Origin of the sequence: Polaribacter sp. R2A056_3_33, from assembly GCF_019278485.1 — a bacterium.
GTDB lineage: Bacteria > Bacteroidota > Bacteroidia > Flavobacteriales > Flavobacteriaceae > Polaribacter.
This window is the reverse complement of record NZ_CP058984.1, coordinates 2,858,384-2,877,970: the sequence shown is the minus strand read 5'-3', so window position 1 is coordinate 2,877,970 and position 19,587 is coordinate 2,858,384. Positions and strand designations below refer to the sequence as shown.

The following is a 19,587-nucleotide window of genomic DNA, read 5'->3' as shown; positions in this document are numbered from 1 at the left end:
TATTTTTTTTATTCTGGATATTCTACCCTTAAATGATAGATATTCATCAGCTTTTTCTTGATCACTTTCTTTATAATCTCTATCTCCCTAAAGGTTATATTAGAGTTCAAAAACTGATTATCAGCCATTTGTTTACTTATAATTTTATCTATCAAATTACTAATAGACAAAGCTGTTGGTTTTGTTAAACTTTTAGACGCTGCTTCCGATGCATCACACATCATTAAGATCGCTGTCTCTTTTGAAAAAGGAATAGGTCCTTGGTATTGAAACTTCTTTATATCTACTTTTGTATCTGGATTCAATTCTTGTTCCTTCTTATAAAAGTAATAGGTAGAACTTGTACCATGATGCGTTCTTATAAAATCGATTATTCGATCTGGTAACTTATACTTTTTAGCAAGCTCTACTCCTTTAATAACGTGATCTGTAATTATTTTAGAACTATCTCTTGCAGATAAATCGTTGTGAGGATTAACTCCTGTAGATTGATTCTCTGTAAAATACATTGGGTTTAATATTTTACCAATATCATGATACAAAGCACCTGTTCTAACCAACATAGAGTTCGCTCCTATTTCATTAGCTGCTGCTTCTGCTAAATTAGCTACTTGCATGGAATGCTGAAACGTACCTGGGGCTTTTTCATTTAACTCTCTTAAAAGCTTTGCATTTGTATTAGAAAGCTCTAGTAAAGTAATATCAGACACCAAACCAAAAACCTTTTCATACATATATATAATAATTATTGACAAAAAGGACAACAAACCATTGGCAGCAAAAAGCATAAAGTAATTCCAGTTTATTTGAGAAGCATTCCCTTCTTTAATAATAGAAAAAGCAAAATAAGTTACCATATAGATAAGTGTAATTTGCGCCACAGAAATAAACAAATTACCTCTTTTATATAACTCAGAAACCGTAAGTATCGTAACCATACCTGCAATGATATGTAAATATATAAACTCAAAACTATTTGGTACAATATACCCTAAAAGTAATACTGTTAAAACGTGTGTAAACAAGCCTAAACGCGCATCAAAAAAAGCTTTTAAAACTATAGGAAGTACACTTAAAGGAACAACATACAAATAATCTGCATTATATTTAATAACCAACGTTTGTATAAAAATCATTAAAAAAACATTGAAAAAGATAAAGGTTACCTGGTTATTATTGTCATATATTTCTACTCTATACTTTTTTAAGAATAATAAAAGCATCAATAAAGCAAGAGAAACCAAGATTGTATACCCTAAAATAATCCAATTATAATTTGAGTCCGTCCAAACCTGAGATTCTGATTCAGTTTTTAAAGAATTTAGGATGGCTAATTTTTTTCCCTCTACAATATCTCCTTTTAAGATAATTAATTTACCAGCTTCTACAATTCCTTTCGTATAAGAAATATTTTTTATGGCATTTTCATTTACTTTATCGGTATAAATTGTATCTAAATAGATGTTGGGTTTTATAATTTCTGATAATAAATCTAATAATATTTTTTTACCATAAAAAGATCTTTCTGCTTCTAAATTACTCCTAATTATTTCTAAAACCTCTTTAGACGTTAACAAGTTTTTAAACAATATATCTTCTACCTCATTCCCTTTTCTAAGCGCAACTATTTCGTTTTTATTTGATACCTTTTCTTGACTTACTACCTCTAAAAAACCTCGTTTATAGATATTGTCTATAACATTTTGACCAATTTTAGATATGTTTACAATTTCATCTGAACTTAAAGAATCGGATTGTTTTAATAGCGAAATCCTTCTTTTATAATTTGATTTTACACTCTTTTCAACATCAAAATCTTGTAAAAAATAAACTTTTGAGTTCTCTGAAATTTGTTTCTTTTCTAATGCAATTTCTTCTGCAGTTTTTTGAATAGAAAAATCAAAAGGCGCATATAAATTATCATATTTCCAAAGTTGCCCATTATTAAAATCGTATTTAAATTGTCCTCCTTTTGGAAACAAATAAACAATTGCAATAGTGGCAACTAAAAACAAAATTACCTTATAAATAATGGCATTGTTTTGGTACAGTTTATTAACTATATTACTCATAGAACATATCTTCTTACTACAAACTTACCATAAAAAAGTTAAGCTCAAAAATTCAAGTTGAATAATAAAACCTAAATTGATTAAAAATAGTTAATTTAGCACAACAAATCTTACTCAAAATAAACACTATATTTATGAAAGAAGTCGTAATTGTATCTGTAGCTAGAACTCCAATAGGAAGCTTTATGGGAAGTTTATCTACCATTCCTGCTCCTAAATTAGGGGCAATTGCTATAAAAGGAGCTTTAGAGAAAATAAACTTAAACCCTAATTTGGTTGAAGAAGTTTTTATGGGTAATGTTGTTTCTGCTGGCTTAGGTCAGGCGCCGGCAAGACAAGCGGCCATTTTTGCAGGAATACCTAATACAGTGCCTTGTACTACCGTAAATAAAGTATGTGCTTCTGGTATGAAATCTATTATGTTAGCAGCACAAACCATTGCTTTAGGTGATGCTGATATTGTTGTTGCAGGTGGTATGGAAAACATGAGTTCTATTCCGCACTACCAACATGCAAGAAGAGGATCTAAGTTTGGAGCTATAACAATGGAGGATGGACTTCAAAAAGATGGTTTAGTAGATGCTTATAACAATGTTGCAATGGGTGTTTGCGCAGATACTTGTGCTACTGAATATAGTTTCTCTAGAGAAGATCAAGATGCATTTGCGATACAATCTTATAACCGTTCTGCAAAAGCTTGGAGTGATGGAAAATATGCTGATGAAATTGTATCTGTTGAAATTCCTCAAAGACGAGGAGAACCAATTATTTTTTCTGAGGATGAAGAATACAGCAATGTAAGAATGGATAAAATTCCAACCTTAAGAGCTGCTTTTACAAAAGACGGAACTGTTACTGCAGCCAATGCCTCTACAATTAATGATGGTGGCGCTGCACTAGTATTAATGTCTGCAGAAAAAGCAAAAGAATTAAACATTACACCTCTAGCTAAAGTAATTAGTTATGCAGATGCGGCACATGAGCCAGAGTGGTTTACAACTGCACCAGCCAAAGCACTACCAAAAGCCTTAGCAAAAGCAAATATTTCTATAGGTGATGTAGATTATTTTGAATTAAACGAAGCTTTTTCTATTGTTGGTTTAGCAAATATGAAAATTTTAGGTATTACAGATGATAAAGTAAATGTAAATGGTGGTGCTGTTTCCTTAGGACATCCGTTAGGAGTTTCTGGAGCTAGAATAGTAATTGCTTTAACTTCTATATTAAAACAAAATAATGCTAAAATTGGCGCTGCAGCTATTTGTAATGGTGGTGGTGGAGCAAGTGCATTCGTTATAGAGCGAATTTCGTAAAAAATTTAATTTAACATTAAAAACCAAAACCCAGAACTTGTTATACGGCATTTGTAATTTAAGCATTGTTCCTTTAAGAGCAGAAGAATCAAACCAATCAGAAATGACTAGCCAAGTTTTATTTGGTGAAGTTTTTGAAGTGACTGAAAAACAGAAAGAATGGAGTAAAATTCGTTTGACTTTTGACAACTATGAAGGATTTATAGATAATAAACAGTATACAGAAATCTCTGCTGATTTCTATTCAAAACTAAAAACTGAGAAACAATATTTTTCAGGTGAAATGATTGATTTTATCACCAATAGTAAAAATGAGTTAACCACCATTCCTTTAGGATCTAATTTGCCTTTCTACAATGCAGGTAAGCTTCAAATAAACTCAGAATTATACACATATGAAGGTGCTATTTTATCAGAAGAAGAATCTAAACATAAAATTGCACAAACTGCTTTTAATTATTTAAACACCCCTTTTTTATGGGGAGGAAAAACACCTTTTGGTATTGATTGTTCTGGTTTTACACAAATGGTATATAAGCTTTGTGGATACCGACTTTTAAGAGATGCTAATCAACAAGCTACACAAGGTGAAGTTTTAAGTTTTATAGAAGAAAGTGAAGCTGGTGATTTGGCTTTTTTTGATAATGAAGAAGGAGAAATTATTCATGTTGGCATTATTTTAAGTGACTACCATATTATACACGCCCATGGCAAAGTAAGAATAGATACTTTAGATCATAGTGGTATTTTTAATGCCGAACTTCAAAAACATACACACAAGTTAAGAATCATAAAAAAAATGATATAAAAAAAAACCGAAACTAAAATTAGTTTCGGTTTTTTTTATATAAAATTAAAAGTCTTAATTATTGACCTCTCATCTCTTTATAAACTGGTCTTAAAGCATCTGCTTCAGCAGTCATCTCTAAAGTATCATAAATATTTAATAAAGAACTTACAGTTCCTTCTGTTCTATCAAGCTTATCTGCTTTAATAATGTAAGGTAAAGCTTCTTTACAAATAACTTTTAACTCACCTTCTAATTCTGTATATTTCTTTTCATTCGATAAATTCTCATTCATCTCATTAATAACAGCTATTCTTTTATTTAAAATAGTAACTCCTAAATTTAAATAAGCATCTCCGTATTCTGGATCTAATTCAATCGCTTTTTCATAAAATCCAATTGCTTCTTCAATATGATCTTCCTGAGCATTTACAACACCTAAGTTAAAAAACAACGTTGGGTTTGTAGGATCAATTTCTACAGCCTCTTTCATTAACTCTCCAAATTTATCCATTTTTTCAAGTTCAATGTACATTTGAGCTTGGTTTAATAATAAATTGATGTCTTTAGGATTAGATTTTCTAGCTTCTTCTAAAGCTTCAACAGCCAATTCTGGTTTACCTTGATTTACGTATATGTAACCAATATTTTTAATGATTTCTGCTTGCTTAGACTCGGTATTTTTATCACTTGGGTTTGTATATTTCCCAAACTTAATCATTGCATCTCTATTAGCCTTAGTTCCTAAATCTTCCTCTTCACCTGTTTCTTTATTAACAGCAATATATTGAGTTGAAATACCTGTATAGTTAATATCTTGTAACTCTTTATAATACTTTAAAGCCCCATCATAATCCTTAGCTAAAGAAGAACTTAAAGCCGCATTATATAAGAAAGAAGTATCTTTAGGGCTTAATTTGTATGTTAAATAAAAATCACTTGTTGCATTTTTATAGTCTTGCTCGTTGTATGCTTTAATTGCATTTTTAGAAACAAACTGTACCAATTCATTTAACTTAGGCTCTGCTTCCTTAGTGTATTTCTGCTTCCCTATTTCCTTTTCGTAAGCAATTAATTTATTATAAGCTGCCGCCGCTTTCTCTGCATTCGATTTACCATAAGCAGATCCCTTTAAAAAGAAATATTTTGCTTTATATTTTGAATCCATTGAATCTTCTGTAGCCTCTAAACCAGCCAATGCTGCTTTTGCTTCTTTAAATTGACCTTTTTTTATTGCCTTTTCAGCAGCTTTAATTTCATCTTTTTGCGCAAAAGAAGCTATTGATAAGAAACCAACTGTTAACGCTAATATTTGATTTTTCATTTTACTAATTATTAATTTATTGTTATTCTTGATTTTCATTTGAATCATTTTCAATTTCCGTGCCATTCTCTGTTTCGCCTTCAAGCTCATCTCCTTCAAGCTCTTCTACGACCTCTTCTTCATGAGCAACTTTAGCAACTGCAGCAATACTATCTGAATCTTTAATATTAATTAAACGAACTCCTTGCGTTGCACGTCCCATTACTCTTAAATCTTCTACAGCCATTCTAATCGTTAATCCAGATTTATTGATAATCATTAAATCGTTAGAATCATCTACATTTTTAATAGCTACTAAATTACCTGTTTTTTCAGAAATATTTAAAGTTTTAACACCTTTACCACCTCTATTGGTAATTCTATAATCTTCTAATTTAGAACGTTTACCGTACCCTTTTTCAGAAACTACAAGTATATTGCTCTCCATATCATTTACAGCAACCATACCTATTACTTCATCATTTTCATGCTGTAAAGTAATACCTCTTACTCCAGAAGCAGTTCTTCCCATTGGGCGCGTTTTTGCTTCTTCGAAACGAATAGATTTACCAGACGCTAATGCTAACATTACTTGACTGTCTCCAGTAGTTAACTTCGCTTCTAATAATTCATCTCCTTCCTTAATAGTAATTGCATTAATACCATTTGTTCTAGGTCTAGAATACTGCTCTAAAGAAGTCTTTTTAACCTGACCTTTCTTTGTTGCCATAATAACATAATGGTTATTTACATACTCTTCATCTTTTAAATCTTGAGTTACTAAAAATGCCTTTACACTATCATCTTGCTCTATATTAATAAGGTTTTGCATTGCTCTACCTTTGGTGTTTTTACCACCTTCTGGAATTTCATATACTCGCATCCAGAATACTTTTCCTTTTTGAGTAAAGAACATCATATATTGGTGGTTTGTACCAACAAATAAATGCTCTAAGAAATCTTCATTTCTTGTAGTTGCTCCTTTTTGACCTCTACCTCCTCTATTCTGAACCTTATATTCTTCTAAGTTTGTACGTTTTAAATATCCTGCGTTAGAAATAGTAACCACAACTTTCGTATCAGGTATCATATCTTCTATACGCATATCTCCACCAGCAAACTCTATTACAGATCTACGCTCATCACCATATTTATCTTTAATAAGTGCTAATTCTTCTTTTATAATATCGTATCGTCTTGGTTCGTTTGCTAAAATATCTTTTAAATCAGTGATGGTTAACATAATTTCATCATACTCAGCACGTAATTTATCTTGCTCTAGTCCTGTTAATTGACGCAAACGCATTTCTACAATTGCTTTCGCTTGAATTTCAGACAACTCAAAACGCTCAATTAAACTTTCTCTAGCTTCATCTGCATTATTAGAAGCTCTAATAATTTTAATTACTTCATCTATATTATCCGAAGCAATAATTAATCCTTCTAAGATATGTGCTCTAGCTTCTGCTTTTTTAAGTAAAAACTCAGTTCTACGAACAATTACTTCATGTCTATGTTCTACAAAATAATGAATTAACTCTTTTAAGTTTAATTGTTCTGGTCTACCATTAACCAAAGCAATATTATTTACACTAAAAGAAGTTTGTAATTGTGTGTACTTAAATAATTTATTTAAAACGATGTTAGGTATTGCATCACGTTTTAAAATGTACACAATACGCATTCCGTTTCTATCAGACTCATCACGAATATTCGCAATTCCTTCTAATTTTTTTTCATTTACAAGATCAGCAGTTTTTTTAATCATTTCTGCTTTATTCACTTGGTAAGGGATTTCTGTAACAACAATGCACTCACGTCCTTTAACCTCTTCAATAATAGCTTTAGCACGCATTACAATACGTCCACGACCTGTATGAAATGCATCTCTTACACCATCATAACCATAGATAATTCCTCCTGTAGGAAAATCTGGTGCGGTAATGTGCTGCATTAATTCATCGATCTCAATATCTCTATTATCAATATATGCCATGGTACCATTTATAACTTCTGTTAAGTTATGTGGTGCCATATTTGTTGCCATACCTACTGCAATACCAGAAGCTCCGTTTACTAATAAATTAGGAATACGAGTTGGTAAAACGGTTGGTTCTTGCAAAGTATCATCAAAATTTAATCGATGATCTACAGTTTCTTTTTCAATATCAGCCAACATGTCTTCTGATATTTTTTGCATTCGAACCTCAGTATAACGCATTGCTGCTGGCGAATCTCCATCTACAGAACCAAAGTTCCCTTGACCATCTACCATCATATAACGTACACTCCAACTTTGTGCCATACGTACCATAGAATCATATACAGAAGTATCTCCATGTGGGTGATACTTACCTAAAACTTCCCCAACAATTCTTGCGGATTTCTTATATGAACCTGTAGCTTTAATCCCTAACTCGTGCATACCAAACAAAACCCTTCTATGAACTGGCTTTAAACCATCTCTTACATCTGGTAATGCTCTTGAAACAATTACTGACATCGAGTAATCGATGTACGCAGCTTTCATCTGTTCTTCAATGTTAATCGGAATTAACTTTTCTCCGTCTGCCATATTTATATTTGATTAATTTTACGTCATTTTTTTAAAACAAGGCAAGTTACTATTTTTACTTGTTTTTACAAAGGTTTTAGCACTTGTAATTCAGTAGAGTTATCAACATTATTTCATAATTTTTAACAAGAATTTATTTGCTTGATTTACAAGAGTTTTCTACCTTGGTATCTTAGTCAAACTGTCAGTTTTTTTAGCATTGGCATCTTTTTTGTAATTATCTACAAAAAAAAGGACTAAATTTACAACACATCAATAATAGACAGATAGAAATATGGACGATAATTTTTCACCAAAGGTTAGAGATGTAATTACTTTCAGTAAAGAAGAAGCGCTACGTTTAGGGCAAGAATTTATTGGAACAGAACATCTTTTACTAGGTTTAATAAGACAAGGAGAAGGAAAAGCAATAGAAATATTAACAGCATTTGATGTTGATTTTGTTTTATTGCGTAAAAAATTAGAACAATTAAACCCTGTAACCCCAACGTTTACAGAAAGCACAGATAAGCCGAGTTTACGATTAACAAGACAAGCTGAAAAAGCCTTAAAAACAACTTTTTTAGAAGCTAAATTATATCAGAGCGAATCTATAGATACGGCACATTTATTACTTTGTATTTTAAGAAATGAAAACGACCCAACTACAAAGTTAATTCACAAATACCATGTAAATTATGATGAAGCTAAAACGCTTTACAAACAACTACATGTAGATGATATAGATTTACCGACAAACCCTATTGCAGAAACGCCTTCTGATGATGAATTTGCTTCAGAAAGATCGAATCCTTTTGACCAACCTCAAAAGGGAAAAACTGTAAAAAAATCGAAGACTCCGGTATTAGATAATTTCGGTAGAGATTTAACAGATTTAGCAGAAAAAGGAAAATTAGATCCGGTAGTTGGTAGACAAAAAGAAATAGAACGAGTTTCTCAAATTTTAAGTCGTAGAAAGAAAAACAATCCAATGTTAATTGGAGAACCAGGTGTTGGTAAATCTGCCATTGCAGAAGGTTTAGCTTTGCGAATTATTGAAAGAAAAGTGTCAAGAATTTTATTCGACAAACGTATTGTTTCTTTAGATTTAGCAAGCTTAGTTGCTGGCACAAAATACCGTGGTCAGTTTGAAGAACGCATGAAAGCCTTAATGAATGAACTTGAAAAAAATGATGATATCATTCTTTTTATAGATGAAATTCACACCATTGTTGGTGCTGGTGGAGCAACCGGTTCTTTAGATGCATCTAATATGCTAAAACCTGCTTTAGCTAGAGGAGAAATACAATGTATTGGTGCAACTACGTTGGATGAATTTAGAACGAATATCGAAAAAGATGGCGCGTTAGAACGTCGTTTTCAAAAGGTAATTGTAGATCCAACTTCAGTAGAAGAAACGATACAGATTTTACAAAATATAAAAAATAAATACGAAGAACATCACCATGTAAATTATACAGATGATGCTATTGAAGCTTGTGTAAAATTAACAAACAGATACATGACCGATAGATACCTACCAGACAAAGCTATTGATGCTTTAGATGAGGCCGGATCTAGAATTCATATTACAAACATCGTTGTTCCGCAACAAGTTTTAGAGTTAGAATCTAAGTTAGAAATTATTAGAGATCAAAAAACCAAAGCTGTAAACGGACAGAAATATGAAGAAGCTGCTAAGTTACGTGACGATGAAAAAAACATGGAAGCTGCTTTAAATTCTGCTCAAAACCAATGGGAAGAAGATTCTAAATTAAATAGAGAAATAGTAACTGAAGATAATGTTGCAGAAGTTGTTTCTATGATGACAGGAATTCCTGTAAATAGAGTTGCAGAAGCAGAAACTAATAGATTACACGAATTACCTGCCTTAATTAAAGGAAAAGTAATTGGACAAAATGAAGCGGTTACCAAAGTAGTAAAAGCAATACAGCGTAATAGAGTTGGGTTAAAAGATCCTAACAAACCAATTGGTTCTTTTATTTTCTTAGGACAAACTGGTGTTGGTAAAACACAATTAGCTAAAGTTTTAGCTCGTGAATTATTTGATTCTGACGATTCTTTAATTAGAATTGACATGAGTGAATACATGGAGAAGTTTGCTATCTCTCGTTTAATTGGAGCGCCTCCAGGATATGTTGGTTATGAAGAAGGCGGACAGTTAACTGAAAAAGTGAGAAGAAAACCATATTCTGTAGTTTTGTTAGACGAGATAGAAAAAGCGCATCCAGATGTGTTTAATATGTTGCTACAAATTTTAGATGACGGTCACATTACCGATAGCTTAGGTAGAAAAATCGATTTTAGAAATACCATAATTATTATGACTTCTAACATTGGTGCACGTCAATTAAAAGACTTTGGTGGTGGTGTAGGTTTTGGTACAGCTACTAAAGCAGCACAAGCAGATGAACACGCAAAATCCGTACTAGAAGGTGCTTTAAAGAAGTCTTTTGCTCCGGAGTTTTTAAACAGAATAGACGACGTAATTGTATTTAACGCTTTAGAAAGAGATGATATTCATAAAATTATAGATATCGAGTTAGATAAATTATTACATAGAATATCAGATTTAGGCTACACTTTAAACTTAAGCGAAAAAGCAAAAGATTACATTGCAGACAAAGGTTTTGATAAAAAATATGGAGCAAGACCACTTAAAAGAGCAATACAGAAATACATTGAAGATGCTTTAGCAGAAGAAATTGTAAACTCTAAACTCTATGAAGGTGACACTATAAATATGGATTTGGATGAGAAGGAAAACAAACTCACCATTACCATTGAAAAAGGTGAAAAGAAACCTGAAACAAGGACAGAGACCGAAAAGGAATCTTAAAAACTATAAAAATCCCAAACGAAAGTTTGGGATTTCTTTTTTCTATAAAAGAACATTTTACTCTATATTGTCTTTTAATTGAAATAGGCTAACTTTGCTTATTTATAATTAAAATGAAATCTATTTACTTACTTTTATTTCTAGTTTTAGCAAGTTGTACTTCTATAAAAAAGAATACTACGAACAATTCTACCATTAAGGAAACTAAACCTATAGACTCTCAAATTATTTTCTTAACTTATAAAGTTTCTAAGGATAAAAATATAGAACTTACTTTTATTGATAAAATAATTACAGTAGGAAGTCTTAAAAAGAATTTCAAAAAAAGAACTAGTAGTAGTCCTGGAGATTTAATCTGTATTCAACAAGATGTAAATTCTGTAGCTATTGATAGTATTCAGATAGAAAATCCATTAATAAAAAACTTCGAGTACGCAGATGATTCTGGTAAATTAAGTCGAAAAACAATCGAATTAGACAGCACTACCCTATCTATTCGAATGGATTTAAAACCACAAACAAAATTTATAACACTTAAATTACTAAGAGAAACCAATAACAGTCTTTTAAAAATACAATTATGAAAAAAACACTACTCTTATCTATTCTATTTTTGTGCGCATCTGTTACCGCACAAACTTTTGATGTAACAACAATTACACAATCTGGCTCTAATGATAGTAGAATTAATGTTGTAATTCTATCAGACGGATATCAAAGTACAGAACTGAATCAATTTATAACAGATGCCACTAATTTTTCAAATGCTCTGTTTGCAGAAACACCTTATAAAGAGTATAAAAATTATTTTAATGTGCACGCAATAAAAGTACCGTCTAATGAAAGTGGCGCAAAACATCCTCGTACAGCATCAGATGAAGCTACTTCTAACAATCAACCTGCAGCTACTGTAGACAATTATTTTGAATCGACTTTTGATGCGTATGGCGTTCATCGACTTTTGGTTGCTAACAACGCTAAAGTAAACACTGTTTTAGCTAATAATTTCCCTAATTACGACATTGTTTTAGTGTTAGTAAACAGTCCGTATTATGGTGGTAGTGGTGGTGAAATTGCAGTAGCATCCTTACATGCGTCAGCTAACCAAATTGCTATACATGAACTAGGACACTCTTTTGCAAATCTTATTGATGAATATTACCCCGGAGATATTTATGTAAGAGAAGGCATAAACATGACCCAAGAGACGAACCCTACAAATGTAAAATGGAAAAATTGGATGAACCTAAATGGAGTTGGCATTTATCCGCATGGCACATCCGGAACGGCTGCAAGCTGGTATAAGCCTCATCAAAATTGTAAAATGGAATCTTTAAATAGTCCTTTTTGTTCAGTTTGTACAGAGGGAACTATAGAGCAAATACACTCTTTAACTTCGGTAATAGAAAACTATTCACCACAAAATACAGGTTCTATAGATTTATCTACACCTATAGATTTTACAATAAACACTATAAATCCACTTCCAAACACCTTAGACATTTCATGGACTTTAAACGGAACAGTAATAAATAGTGAAGACTATACGGTCTCTATTTCAAAAGAAGATTTAACGAGTGGAAATAATCAACTACTAGCAACTATTGAAGATAAAACTACATTACTTAAAGTTGACAATCATGAAACCGTACATTTTTCTACGACACTTTGGAATATCAATTCTAGTACTTTAAGTATCGATGATATCTCTACAAACAATTTTGACATCAAACTATTTCCAAACCCAACTCAGGATATTTTATATTTTGATGTTACCAACAATAATGAAGACTATAACGTGTTTATTAGTGATATTTCTGGAAAGCAATTGATTCAGAAAAAAATAAATAACGTAGTTGAAAATCAAAATATTCGAATAGGCACACTACCTTCTGGAGTATATTTTATCAACTTTACGTTTGCAAACGGATTACATATTTCTAAGAAAATAATTAAAGAATAAAAACGTTCCTTTTTTAAAACATAAAATTAGTTTCAAAAAAACTCAAAATATACATTTTGAGTTTTTTTTGTTTCAACCTTTTCATTATACTAACAAACCCACATCTTATTTAACTTCTTATTTATTTTAAAAAAAACTAACTTAGCAAACGACACATATATCTCATTAATCTGTATTTACAATAATGGAAAATATAAAATATTACACCCAATTAAAAAGTTCTAGTAAAACACTCGTTGATTTATTAGCAGATGAATCTGATTTCTCAGAATTACCAAATACTTGGCATGTAGTAGTTGTTGATATTAAAAATTCTACCAAAGCTGTTGATGAAGGAAAACATCATCAAATAAACCTAACAGCAACCGGAGCAATAATTTCTGTATTAAACACCATTAGAAAAGAGAAGAAAAACATAGAAATTCCATATTTTTTTGGAGGAGATGGCGCTACTTTTATTATACCAGCATTACTTCTAAATAAAATTACCTTGGTTTTAGAAAATTACAGTCTTCATATTAAAAAAAACATCGATTTAATACTTAGGGTTGGACATATTTCTATACAAGAATTATCAGAAAAAAAAGCTAATCTAAAAATAGTAAAACACCAACTAACAGATCAATTAGCAATTCCTATTATTTTAGGAAACGGTTTAAAAAAAGCAGAAGAAATCATTAAAAGTACTTTTACAAAAATAGAAGATATTGATTTTAAAAAAGACCTTTTAAACTTAGAAGGGATGGAATGTAGGTGGAAAGAAATAAACCCAAGACAAACCCAAAAGAAAGTGATTTGTTTATTGTTAGATACGGTAAACGAAAATGATCAAAGAGCTATTTATAGAGATGTACTTATAAAAATGGATACTATTTTTGGCACCTTCAACAATAGGCAACCTATAAAATCGAAAAATTTAAAATTAAATTTTAGCATTTCTAAAATATGGGAAGAAATGAAAGTTACACTTGCCAATAATAACTTAAAATATTTATTAAAAAATTGGTTTAAAACTTTGATTGGTAAATGGTACTTTAACATGTCTGAAGATGGAAAGCAATACTTAAATCAAATTGGTCAATTATCACATACTTTTATGTTAGACGGCATGATTAATACAATATTTACAGCAGAACAACCTAAAATAGATCTTTTTACAACGTACCTAAATCAACTAGAAAAAGAAAATAAAATTATTTATGGCATCCATGTAACACACGCCTCCGTAATGTCTTGCTACGTGTTAGATAGAAAAACAAAACATGCACACTTTGTAGATGGTACAGAAGGAGGCTACACATCTGCAGCAAAAATGTTTAAAGTAAAAATGAAAGCATTAAATTAGTTTGATTATTCAATTTTGATAAAAAACAAATATTTAGTACTTGTTGATTTTATGAAACCAAAAAACTAACTTTACTTTTTAAATTATAATTAATAGAATTGAAGACGCCGAACATACTTCTGTTCGATGCAATTACAAAACAAAAAAATGGCCCAAAACAATATAAATTTAGCAGTACTTATAGACGGAGACAACATACCGTCTGCTCACGTTAAGGAAATGATGGAAGAAATTGCAAAGTATGGCAACCCAACTATTAAAAGAATTTATGGAGATTGGACGAGTCCGCATTTGTCTAAGTGGAAAAATTTACTGTTACAAAATGCGATTACTCCTATACAACAATACGCATATACTACCGGAAAAAATGCCACCGACTCTGCCATGATCATTGATGCGATGGATATTCTATATTCAGAAAAAGTAAATGGTTTTTGCTTAGTTTCTAGTGATAGCGATTTTACAAAACTAGCAACTCGATTAAGAGAAGCAGGTCAGCAAGTTATTGGTATTGGAGAGAAAAAAACTCCAACGCCCTTTATTGTTGCTTGTGATAAATTTATCTATATAGAAATTCTTAGAAAGCAAACCGAAAAGAAAGAAAGTGTTAGCACAAAAGAAAATGAAAAAGATAGCGTTGACAAAATAACGTCAAAAGTAATTAAACTAATCTCTTCTACTATTTCAGATTTATCTGATGAAGAAGGTTGGGCATTTCTTGGTGATGTAGGGAGTTTACTTCAGAAAAAACAACCTAATTTCGATTCAAGAAATTATGGTTTTGACAAATTAACTCCGCTTATTAAGTCTATTGGTAAATTTGACTTAGACCAAAGAGAAAACTCCAAGAGCAGACACAAATTAATTTTTGTAAAAAATAAATAGTTTAAGGTTTTACTTAAGCAATTGCCTTAAACCAATAATTAAAAAAGCAACAAATTAAGAAATTGCAATAATATCATATTATAAAGCACCTTTTCTTCTACTATAAAACTCTAGATCTTATCAACTAAATAAGAACTAGAGTTTTTTTTTATTCTTTTCATTTCAGTATTCAAAAGTGCCAACTTTTTTATCCGAAGAAAAAATTCTTTAATTTTAGTAAAATCTAATAGAAGAGAATTTAAATAAAAAGGTTGCTAATTTTTTTAATTGCTATTCTAAAAGTAATTTCGATTGCATTCTTGTAAATTATTTAACTATTTTATTTACACATATACCATATATTTGTAATTAAATTTAAGCATAAAAAAAATGAAAAAATTAACACTTGCACTTTTTACACTATTAGCAATTGCTTCTTGTACAAAAGAACATTCTAAAGAATACGTTTCTTTATCTGGTAAATTAGAAAATAACACAGATTCTATTCTAACAATTTCTAGTAGAACAGGTATCCTTAAAACAATTACAATTAATAAAGATGGTTCTTTTAAAGACACCTTAAAAGTGCCAAAAGTAGATGTTTATACATTTCAAACTAGTGCTCAAAAAAGAGCTCCATTATATTTAAAAAATGGGTTTGACATTACGGTAAAAGGTGATTCTGAAGAATTCATGAAAAGTTTCAAGTATTCAGGAGCTGGATCTTCTAACTCTAATTTTATCATTGCACAATTAGAACAAAGTGAGAATATAGGAAACCCTGCAGATCTTTTTGCTTTAGACCAAGAAGCTTTCGAAGCTAAAATGACCTCATTAAAAAAAGATTTTGATAGTATTTTATCGTCTTATGATGATTTAGATAGTTCTTTAGTAGATATGGCTTCTAAACAAAACACACAAATGTTTGAGTACTTTGAAAAAACGTATGTATCAAATAAAAGTATGGGAAAAGGAAACGTTTCTCCTAAATTTGAAAATTATGTAGATGTTAAAGGTGGTAAAAAATCTTTAGATTCTTTTAAAGGAAAATATGTATATATAGATGTTTGGGCTACTTGGTGCGGACCTTGTATTAGAGAAATACCTTCTTTAAAAAGTATAGAAAAAGAATTTCATAATAAAAATATAGAATTTGTTAGTATTTCTACTGACGAGTCTAGAAGAAGTGGTGGTTCTTGGGAAGCTGCAGAAAAAAAATGGAGAGACTTTGTAAAAGACAAAGAATTAAGTGGTGTTCAACTTTGGGCAGGACAAGACTTTAGTTTTCAGCAAGCGTATCAAATTTCTGGTATTCCAAGATTTATTTTAATTGATCCACAAGGAAATATTGTAGAAGCAAATGCACCAAGACCTTCAGATCCTAGATTAAAATCTTTATTAGAGTCTTTAGATAATATATAATTAAATATAAATTCCTAAAAAAGGCGAAATCTACATGTAGATTTCGCCTTTTTTTGTGCTTAGTAATAAGAGATTACTCTTTGTAAACTCCCATTGCAGCATATTTATCCATTCTTTGAGAAACTAAATCCGTATCATTTAAATCTTTTAACTCATCAAATGCAGTAAGAATTTGTTCTTGTACCGCTTTAAAAGCTCCTTCTCTATCAGTATGCGCTCCACCTATTGGTTCAGCTATAATTCCGTCAATTAATTTTAACTTCTTCATATCTGTACCTGTTAACTTTAATGCAGCAGCAGCTTGTTCTTTATATTCCCAACTTCTCCATAAAATAGAAGAACAAGATTCTGGAGAAATAACAGTATACCAAGTATTTTCCATCATATAAACTCTATCACCTACTCCAATACCTACAGCACCACCAGAAGCTCCTTCTCCAATAACAACTGTAATAATTGGTGTTTTTAAACGAGTCATTTCTAAAATATTTCTAGCAATAGCTTCTCCTTGTCCACGCTCTTCTGCTTCTAAACCAGGATATGCACCAGGTGTATCTAATAAAGTAACCACAGGAATACCAAACTTCTCTGCCATTTTCATTAAACGCAACGCTTTTCTGTAACCTTCAGGGTTTGCCATCCCAAAGTTTCTATACTGACGCGTTTTTGTATTGTACCCTTTTTGTTGACCAATAAACATAAAAGACTGATCTCCAATTTTACCCAAACCACCAATCATGGCTTTATCATCCTTTACATTTCTATCTCCATGAAGCTCCATAAAGGTGTTTCCGCAAATAGCTTTAATATAATCTAAAGTATAAGGTCTATTAGGGTGTCTAGATAATTGAACTCTTTGCCAAGGTGTTAAGTTCTTATATATATCTTTCTTAGCTTTGTCTAATTTCTTTTCGATTTTCTTACAAGTAGCACTTACATCTACATCACTTTCTTTACCAATTATTTGGCATTTATCTAGTTGATCTAAAAGCTCTTTAATAGGCATTTCAAAATCTAAATATTCCATATTGTAATTATTTGATTTTAGTTGTTTGAATAGACAAACATACTATAAAATTAGTTGTTTTTTTTAAAAAGAAGTTACTTTTTTCTAACAGTCTTTGCTTTAATTTTATTTCTTATCACCGTTTTATTCTTTATAATTCCGTTTAATAAAACTACAAAGAGTACTATAAATGCTCCAAAATAAAATTCTGGATTCATTTTTTCTTTTTCACCAAATATAAATAATGCTAAAACAATTGCATAAATAGGTTCTAAATTAATGGTTAGCATTACCGTATATGGCGATATATATTTCATTATTTTAACAGAAGCTATAAATGCATACGCCGTACAGATACTACTTAAAATTAAAAGGTATATCCAATCTGAATTTGGAATTATAAAAAAAGAGACCGAGAAACCATTTGTAACTAAAAGATAAACAGTTATAAAAAGTACCCCAAAAACTAATTGATATAATGATATTGTATTTGCAGCATATTCTTTAATAAAAAGACCATTAAACACAGAGAACAATGCACTTAAAAAAGATGCAATTAACGCATAGATAATTCCTAATTTATATTGACTCTCAAAATTAAAGATGATATAAAGCCCCAAAATAACAATTAAGCCCAACACCATTTCTAATGGATTAATTCTTCTTTTATAGAAAATAGGTTCTATTAAAGCGGCAAAAAATGCCCCAGTACTTATAGTTACTAGCGCAACAGAAACATTAGAAACCTTTATGGCTTTAAAGAAAAAAATCCAATGTAGGGCAATGATAACTCCTGTTACAAAGAACTTTAAAAGTCCTTTTTTGTCAACTTTAAATGATTTTTTTTTGATAATAAAATAAAGTACAATAAAAAGTACCGCTAAAGACATTCTGTACCAAACTAACGGTATGGCATCTAAGCTAATTAATGCGCCTAAAATTGCAGTAAACCCCCAAATAAAAACGATAAGGTGTAACTGTAAATAATTGTTTAACTTATTTTCTTGCATTATAGTAGAGATAAATAGCTACGCAGCCAAAAACAATATTCGGAAGCCAAACATAAAGTAGCGAGTTAACACCAGCAACAGCACCTAAAACCTCAGCTATTTTCATTAAGAAAACATACATAAACATGAGCCCAATTCCTATAGCCAAATTGACTCCAGTACCACCTCTTCTTTTTCTAAAAGCCAAAGCAACAGCAATAATTGTTAAAATATAAGAAGCTATTGGTAAGCTTGTTCTTTTATAAAACTCTACTAGATATGCATTTAAGTTTTTAACACCTCTCTTTTTAGAAACACCAATAAATTCTTGTAATTCTCCAGAAGGCATTTCTTGTGCTAAGGCAGATTTATAAATTAAATCTCTTGGTGTAAAGTTAAAAACAGTATCTATTTTACTCCCTGAAAATATACTATCTCTGTCTTTAAAAATTTTACGTAATTTCCAATTAGATAAGGTAAAAGTAGAAGTAGAATCGGTTTTTTTATAACTTATTCTATCAGCAACTAGTTTCGATTTCATTTCTATACCATCATATACTTCTGATGTAAAATCATAACCTGAATTAGATTCTGTATCAAAACTACGTATAAAAATGTAGGTGCTATCTGTAAGTTGCAAACTAAATTCTCTTACATATTTTAACTCGTGCTTTTGCCTGTTACTTTTAATATACTCTCTTTCAAACTTTTTTCTTTCCTTACTACTATTAGGAACCACAAAATGATTCATTCCTAAAGAAATAATTGTTACTAAACTAGCTCCAACAAAATAAGGATATAAAAAACGTGTAAATGAAACTCTTGCATTTGTAATGGCAATAATTTCTGTATTATTAGATAGTTTAGAAGTAAATAAAATTACAGCAATAAATAATGCCAAAGGCATAAATGTATTGGCATAATAGATGATAAAATTCTTGTAATATTCATCTATAATTTGGTACAATCCTAAATCTGCATGCTCTAAAAAGTTATCAATCTTTTCTGATATATCTATGGCAATAGCAATAGGAATCAAGATTAATAAGGTGAACAAGAAAGTTACCAAAAATCGTTTTAATATGTACCAGTCTATTATTTTCAAAAGC

The 19,587-nt window shown here is 30.6% G+C and carries 14 protein-coding genes; 8 read left to right on the top strand and 6 right to left on the bottom strand.

Annotation, left to right across the window (positions count from 1 at the left end; translation table 11 throughout):
• Nucleotides 1–8: 8 nt before the first annotated feature.
• A complete protein-coding gene (locus H0I29_RS12055) occupies nucleotides 9–2,072 on the bottom strand; it encodes an HD family phosphohydrolase (RefSeq protein WP_218732948.1) in 2,064 nt (687 codons plus the stop codon).
• A 134-nt stretch (nucleotides 2,073–2,206) separates the two neighbouring features.
• Here H0I29_RS12055 and H0I29_RS12050 point away from each other — a divergent pair, with 134 nt between their 5' ends.
• Both H0I29_RS12050 and H0I29_RS12045 read left to right on the top strand, forming a co-directional pair.
• Nucleotides 2,207–3,385, top strand: a complete 1,179-nt coding sequence (locus H0I29_RS12050) for an acetyl-CoA C-acyltransferase (RefSeq protein WP_218752529.1) — start codon at nucleotides 2,207–2,209, stop codon at nucleotides 3,383–3,385.
• Nucleotides 3,386–3,422: 37 nt separating this feature from the next.
• The gene (locus H0I29_RS12045; protein ID WP_218752528.1) at nucleotides 3,423–4,193 is read left to right on the top strand and encodes a C40 family peptidase; all 771 of its coding nucleotides are present in this window, start codon (nucleotides 3,423–3,425) and stop codon (nucleotides 4,191–4,193) included.
• Nucleotides 4,194–4,251: 58 nt separating this feature from the next.
• Here the strand turns inward: H0I29_RS12045 and H0I29_RS12040 are convergent, their stop codons facing one another.
• Both H0I29_RS12040 and gyrA read right to left on the bottom strand, forming a co-directional pair.
• A complete protein-coding gene (locus tag H0I29_RS12040) occupies nucleotides 4,252–5,496 on the bottom strand; it encodes a lipopolysaccharide assembly protein LapB (protein ID WP_218732945.1) in 1,245 nt (414 codons plus the stop codon).
• Nucleotides 5,497–5,518: 22 nt separating this feature from the next.
• The gene (gene gyrA, locus H0I29_RS12035) at nucleotides 5,519–8,050 is read right to left on the bottom strand and encodes a DNA gyrase subunit A (protein WP_218752527.1); all 2,532 of its coding nucleotides are present in this window, start codon (nucleotides 8,048–8,050) and stop codon (nucleotides 5,519–5,521) included.
• A gap of 274 nt (nucleotides 8,051–8,324) precedes the next feature.
• Here gyrA and H0I29_RS12030 point away from each other — a divergent pair, with 274 nt between their 5' ends.
• From H0I29_RS12030 to H0I29_RS12005, 6 genes are all read left to right on the top strand, one after another.
• On the top strand, nucleotides 8,325–10,889 hold the full coding sequence (locus H0I29_RS12030) for an ATP-dependent Clp protease ATP-binding subunit (protein WP_218732943.1): 2,565 nt from the start codon (nucleotides 8,325–8,327) through the stop codon (nucleotides 10,887–10,889).
• A gap of 113 nt (nucleotides 10,890–11,002) precedes the next feature.
• Complete coding sequence (locus H0I29_RS12025; protein WP_218752526.1) at nucleotides 11,003–11,473, top strand: hypothetical protein; 471 nt, start codon at nucleotides 11,003–11,005, stop codon at nucleotides 11,471–11,473.
• A complete protein-coding gene (locus H0I29_RS12020; RefSeq protein WP_218752525.1) occupies nucleotides 11,470–12,852 on the top strand; it encodes a M64 family metallopeptidase in 1,383 nt (460 codons plus the stop codon). Before H0I29_RS12025 ends, H0I29_RS12020 begins: the two co-directional genes overlap by 4 nt.
• A 184-nt stretch (nucleotides 12,853–13,036) precedes the next feature.
• A complete protein-coding gene (locus H0I29_RS12015; RefSeq protein ID WP_218752524.1) occupies nucleotides 13,037–14,197 on the top strand; it encodes a DUF3095 family protein in 1,161 nt (386 codons plus the stop codon).
• A 147-nt stretch (nucleotides 14,198–14,344) separates the two neighbouring features.
• On the top strand, nucleotides 14,345–15,082 hold the full coding sequence (locus H0I29_RS12010; protein WP_218732939.1) for an NYN domain-containing protein: 738 nt from the start codon (nucleotides 14,345–14,347) through the stop codon (nucleotides 15,080–15,082).
• A gap of 369 nt (nucleotides 15,083–15,451) precedes the next feature.
• Complete coding sequence (locus tag H0I29_RS12005) at nucleotides 15,452–16,483, top strand: TlpA disulfide reductase family protein (RefSeq protein WP_218732938.1); 1,032 nt, start codon at nucleotides 15,452–15,454, stop codon at nucleotides 16,481–16,483.
• Nucleotides 16,484–16,556: 73 nt separating this feature from the next.
• Here the strand turns inward: H0I29_RS12005 and H0I29_RS12000 are convergent, their stop codons facing one another.
• From H0I29_RS12000 to H0I29_RS11990, 3 genes are all read right to left on the bottom strand, one after another.
• Complete coding sequence (locus H0I29_RS12000) at nucleotides 16,557–17,510, bottom strand: acetyl-CoA carboxylase carboxyltransferase subunit alpha (protein WP_218732937.1); 954 nt, start codon at nucleotides 17,508–17,510, stop codon at nucleotides 16,557–16,559.
• A 74-nt stretch (nucleotides 17,511–17,584) separates the two neighbouring features.
• On the bottom strand, nucleotides 17,585–18,499 hold the full coding sequence (locus tag H0I29_RS11995) for a DMT family transporter (protein WP_218752523.1): 915 nt from the start codon (nucleotides 18,497–18,499) through the stop codon (nucleotides 17,585–17,587).
• Nucleotides 18,486–19,583 carry an LptF/LptG family permease gene (locus H0I29_RS11990; RefSeq protein WP_218732935.1) on the bottom strand — a complete coding sequence of 366 codons (1,098 nt, stop codon included), beginning with the start codon at nucleotides 19,581–19,583 and terminating at the stop codon, nucleotides 18,486–18,488. Before H0I29_RS11990 ends, H0I29_RS11995 begins: the two co-directional genes overlap by 14 nt.
• Between the last annotated feature and the right edge of the window lie 4 nt (nucleotides 19,584–19,587).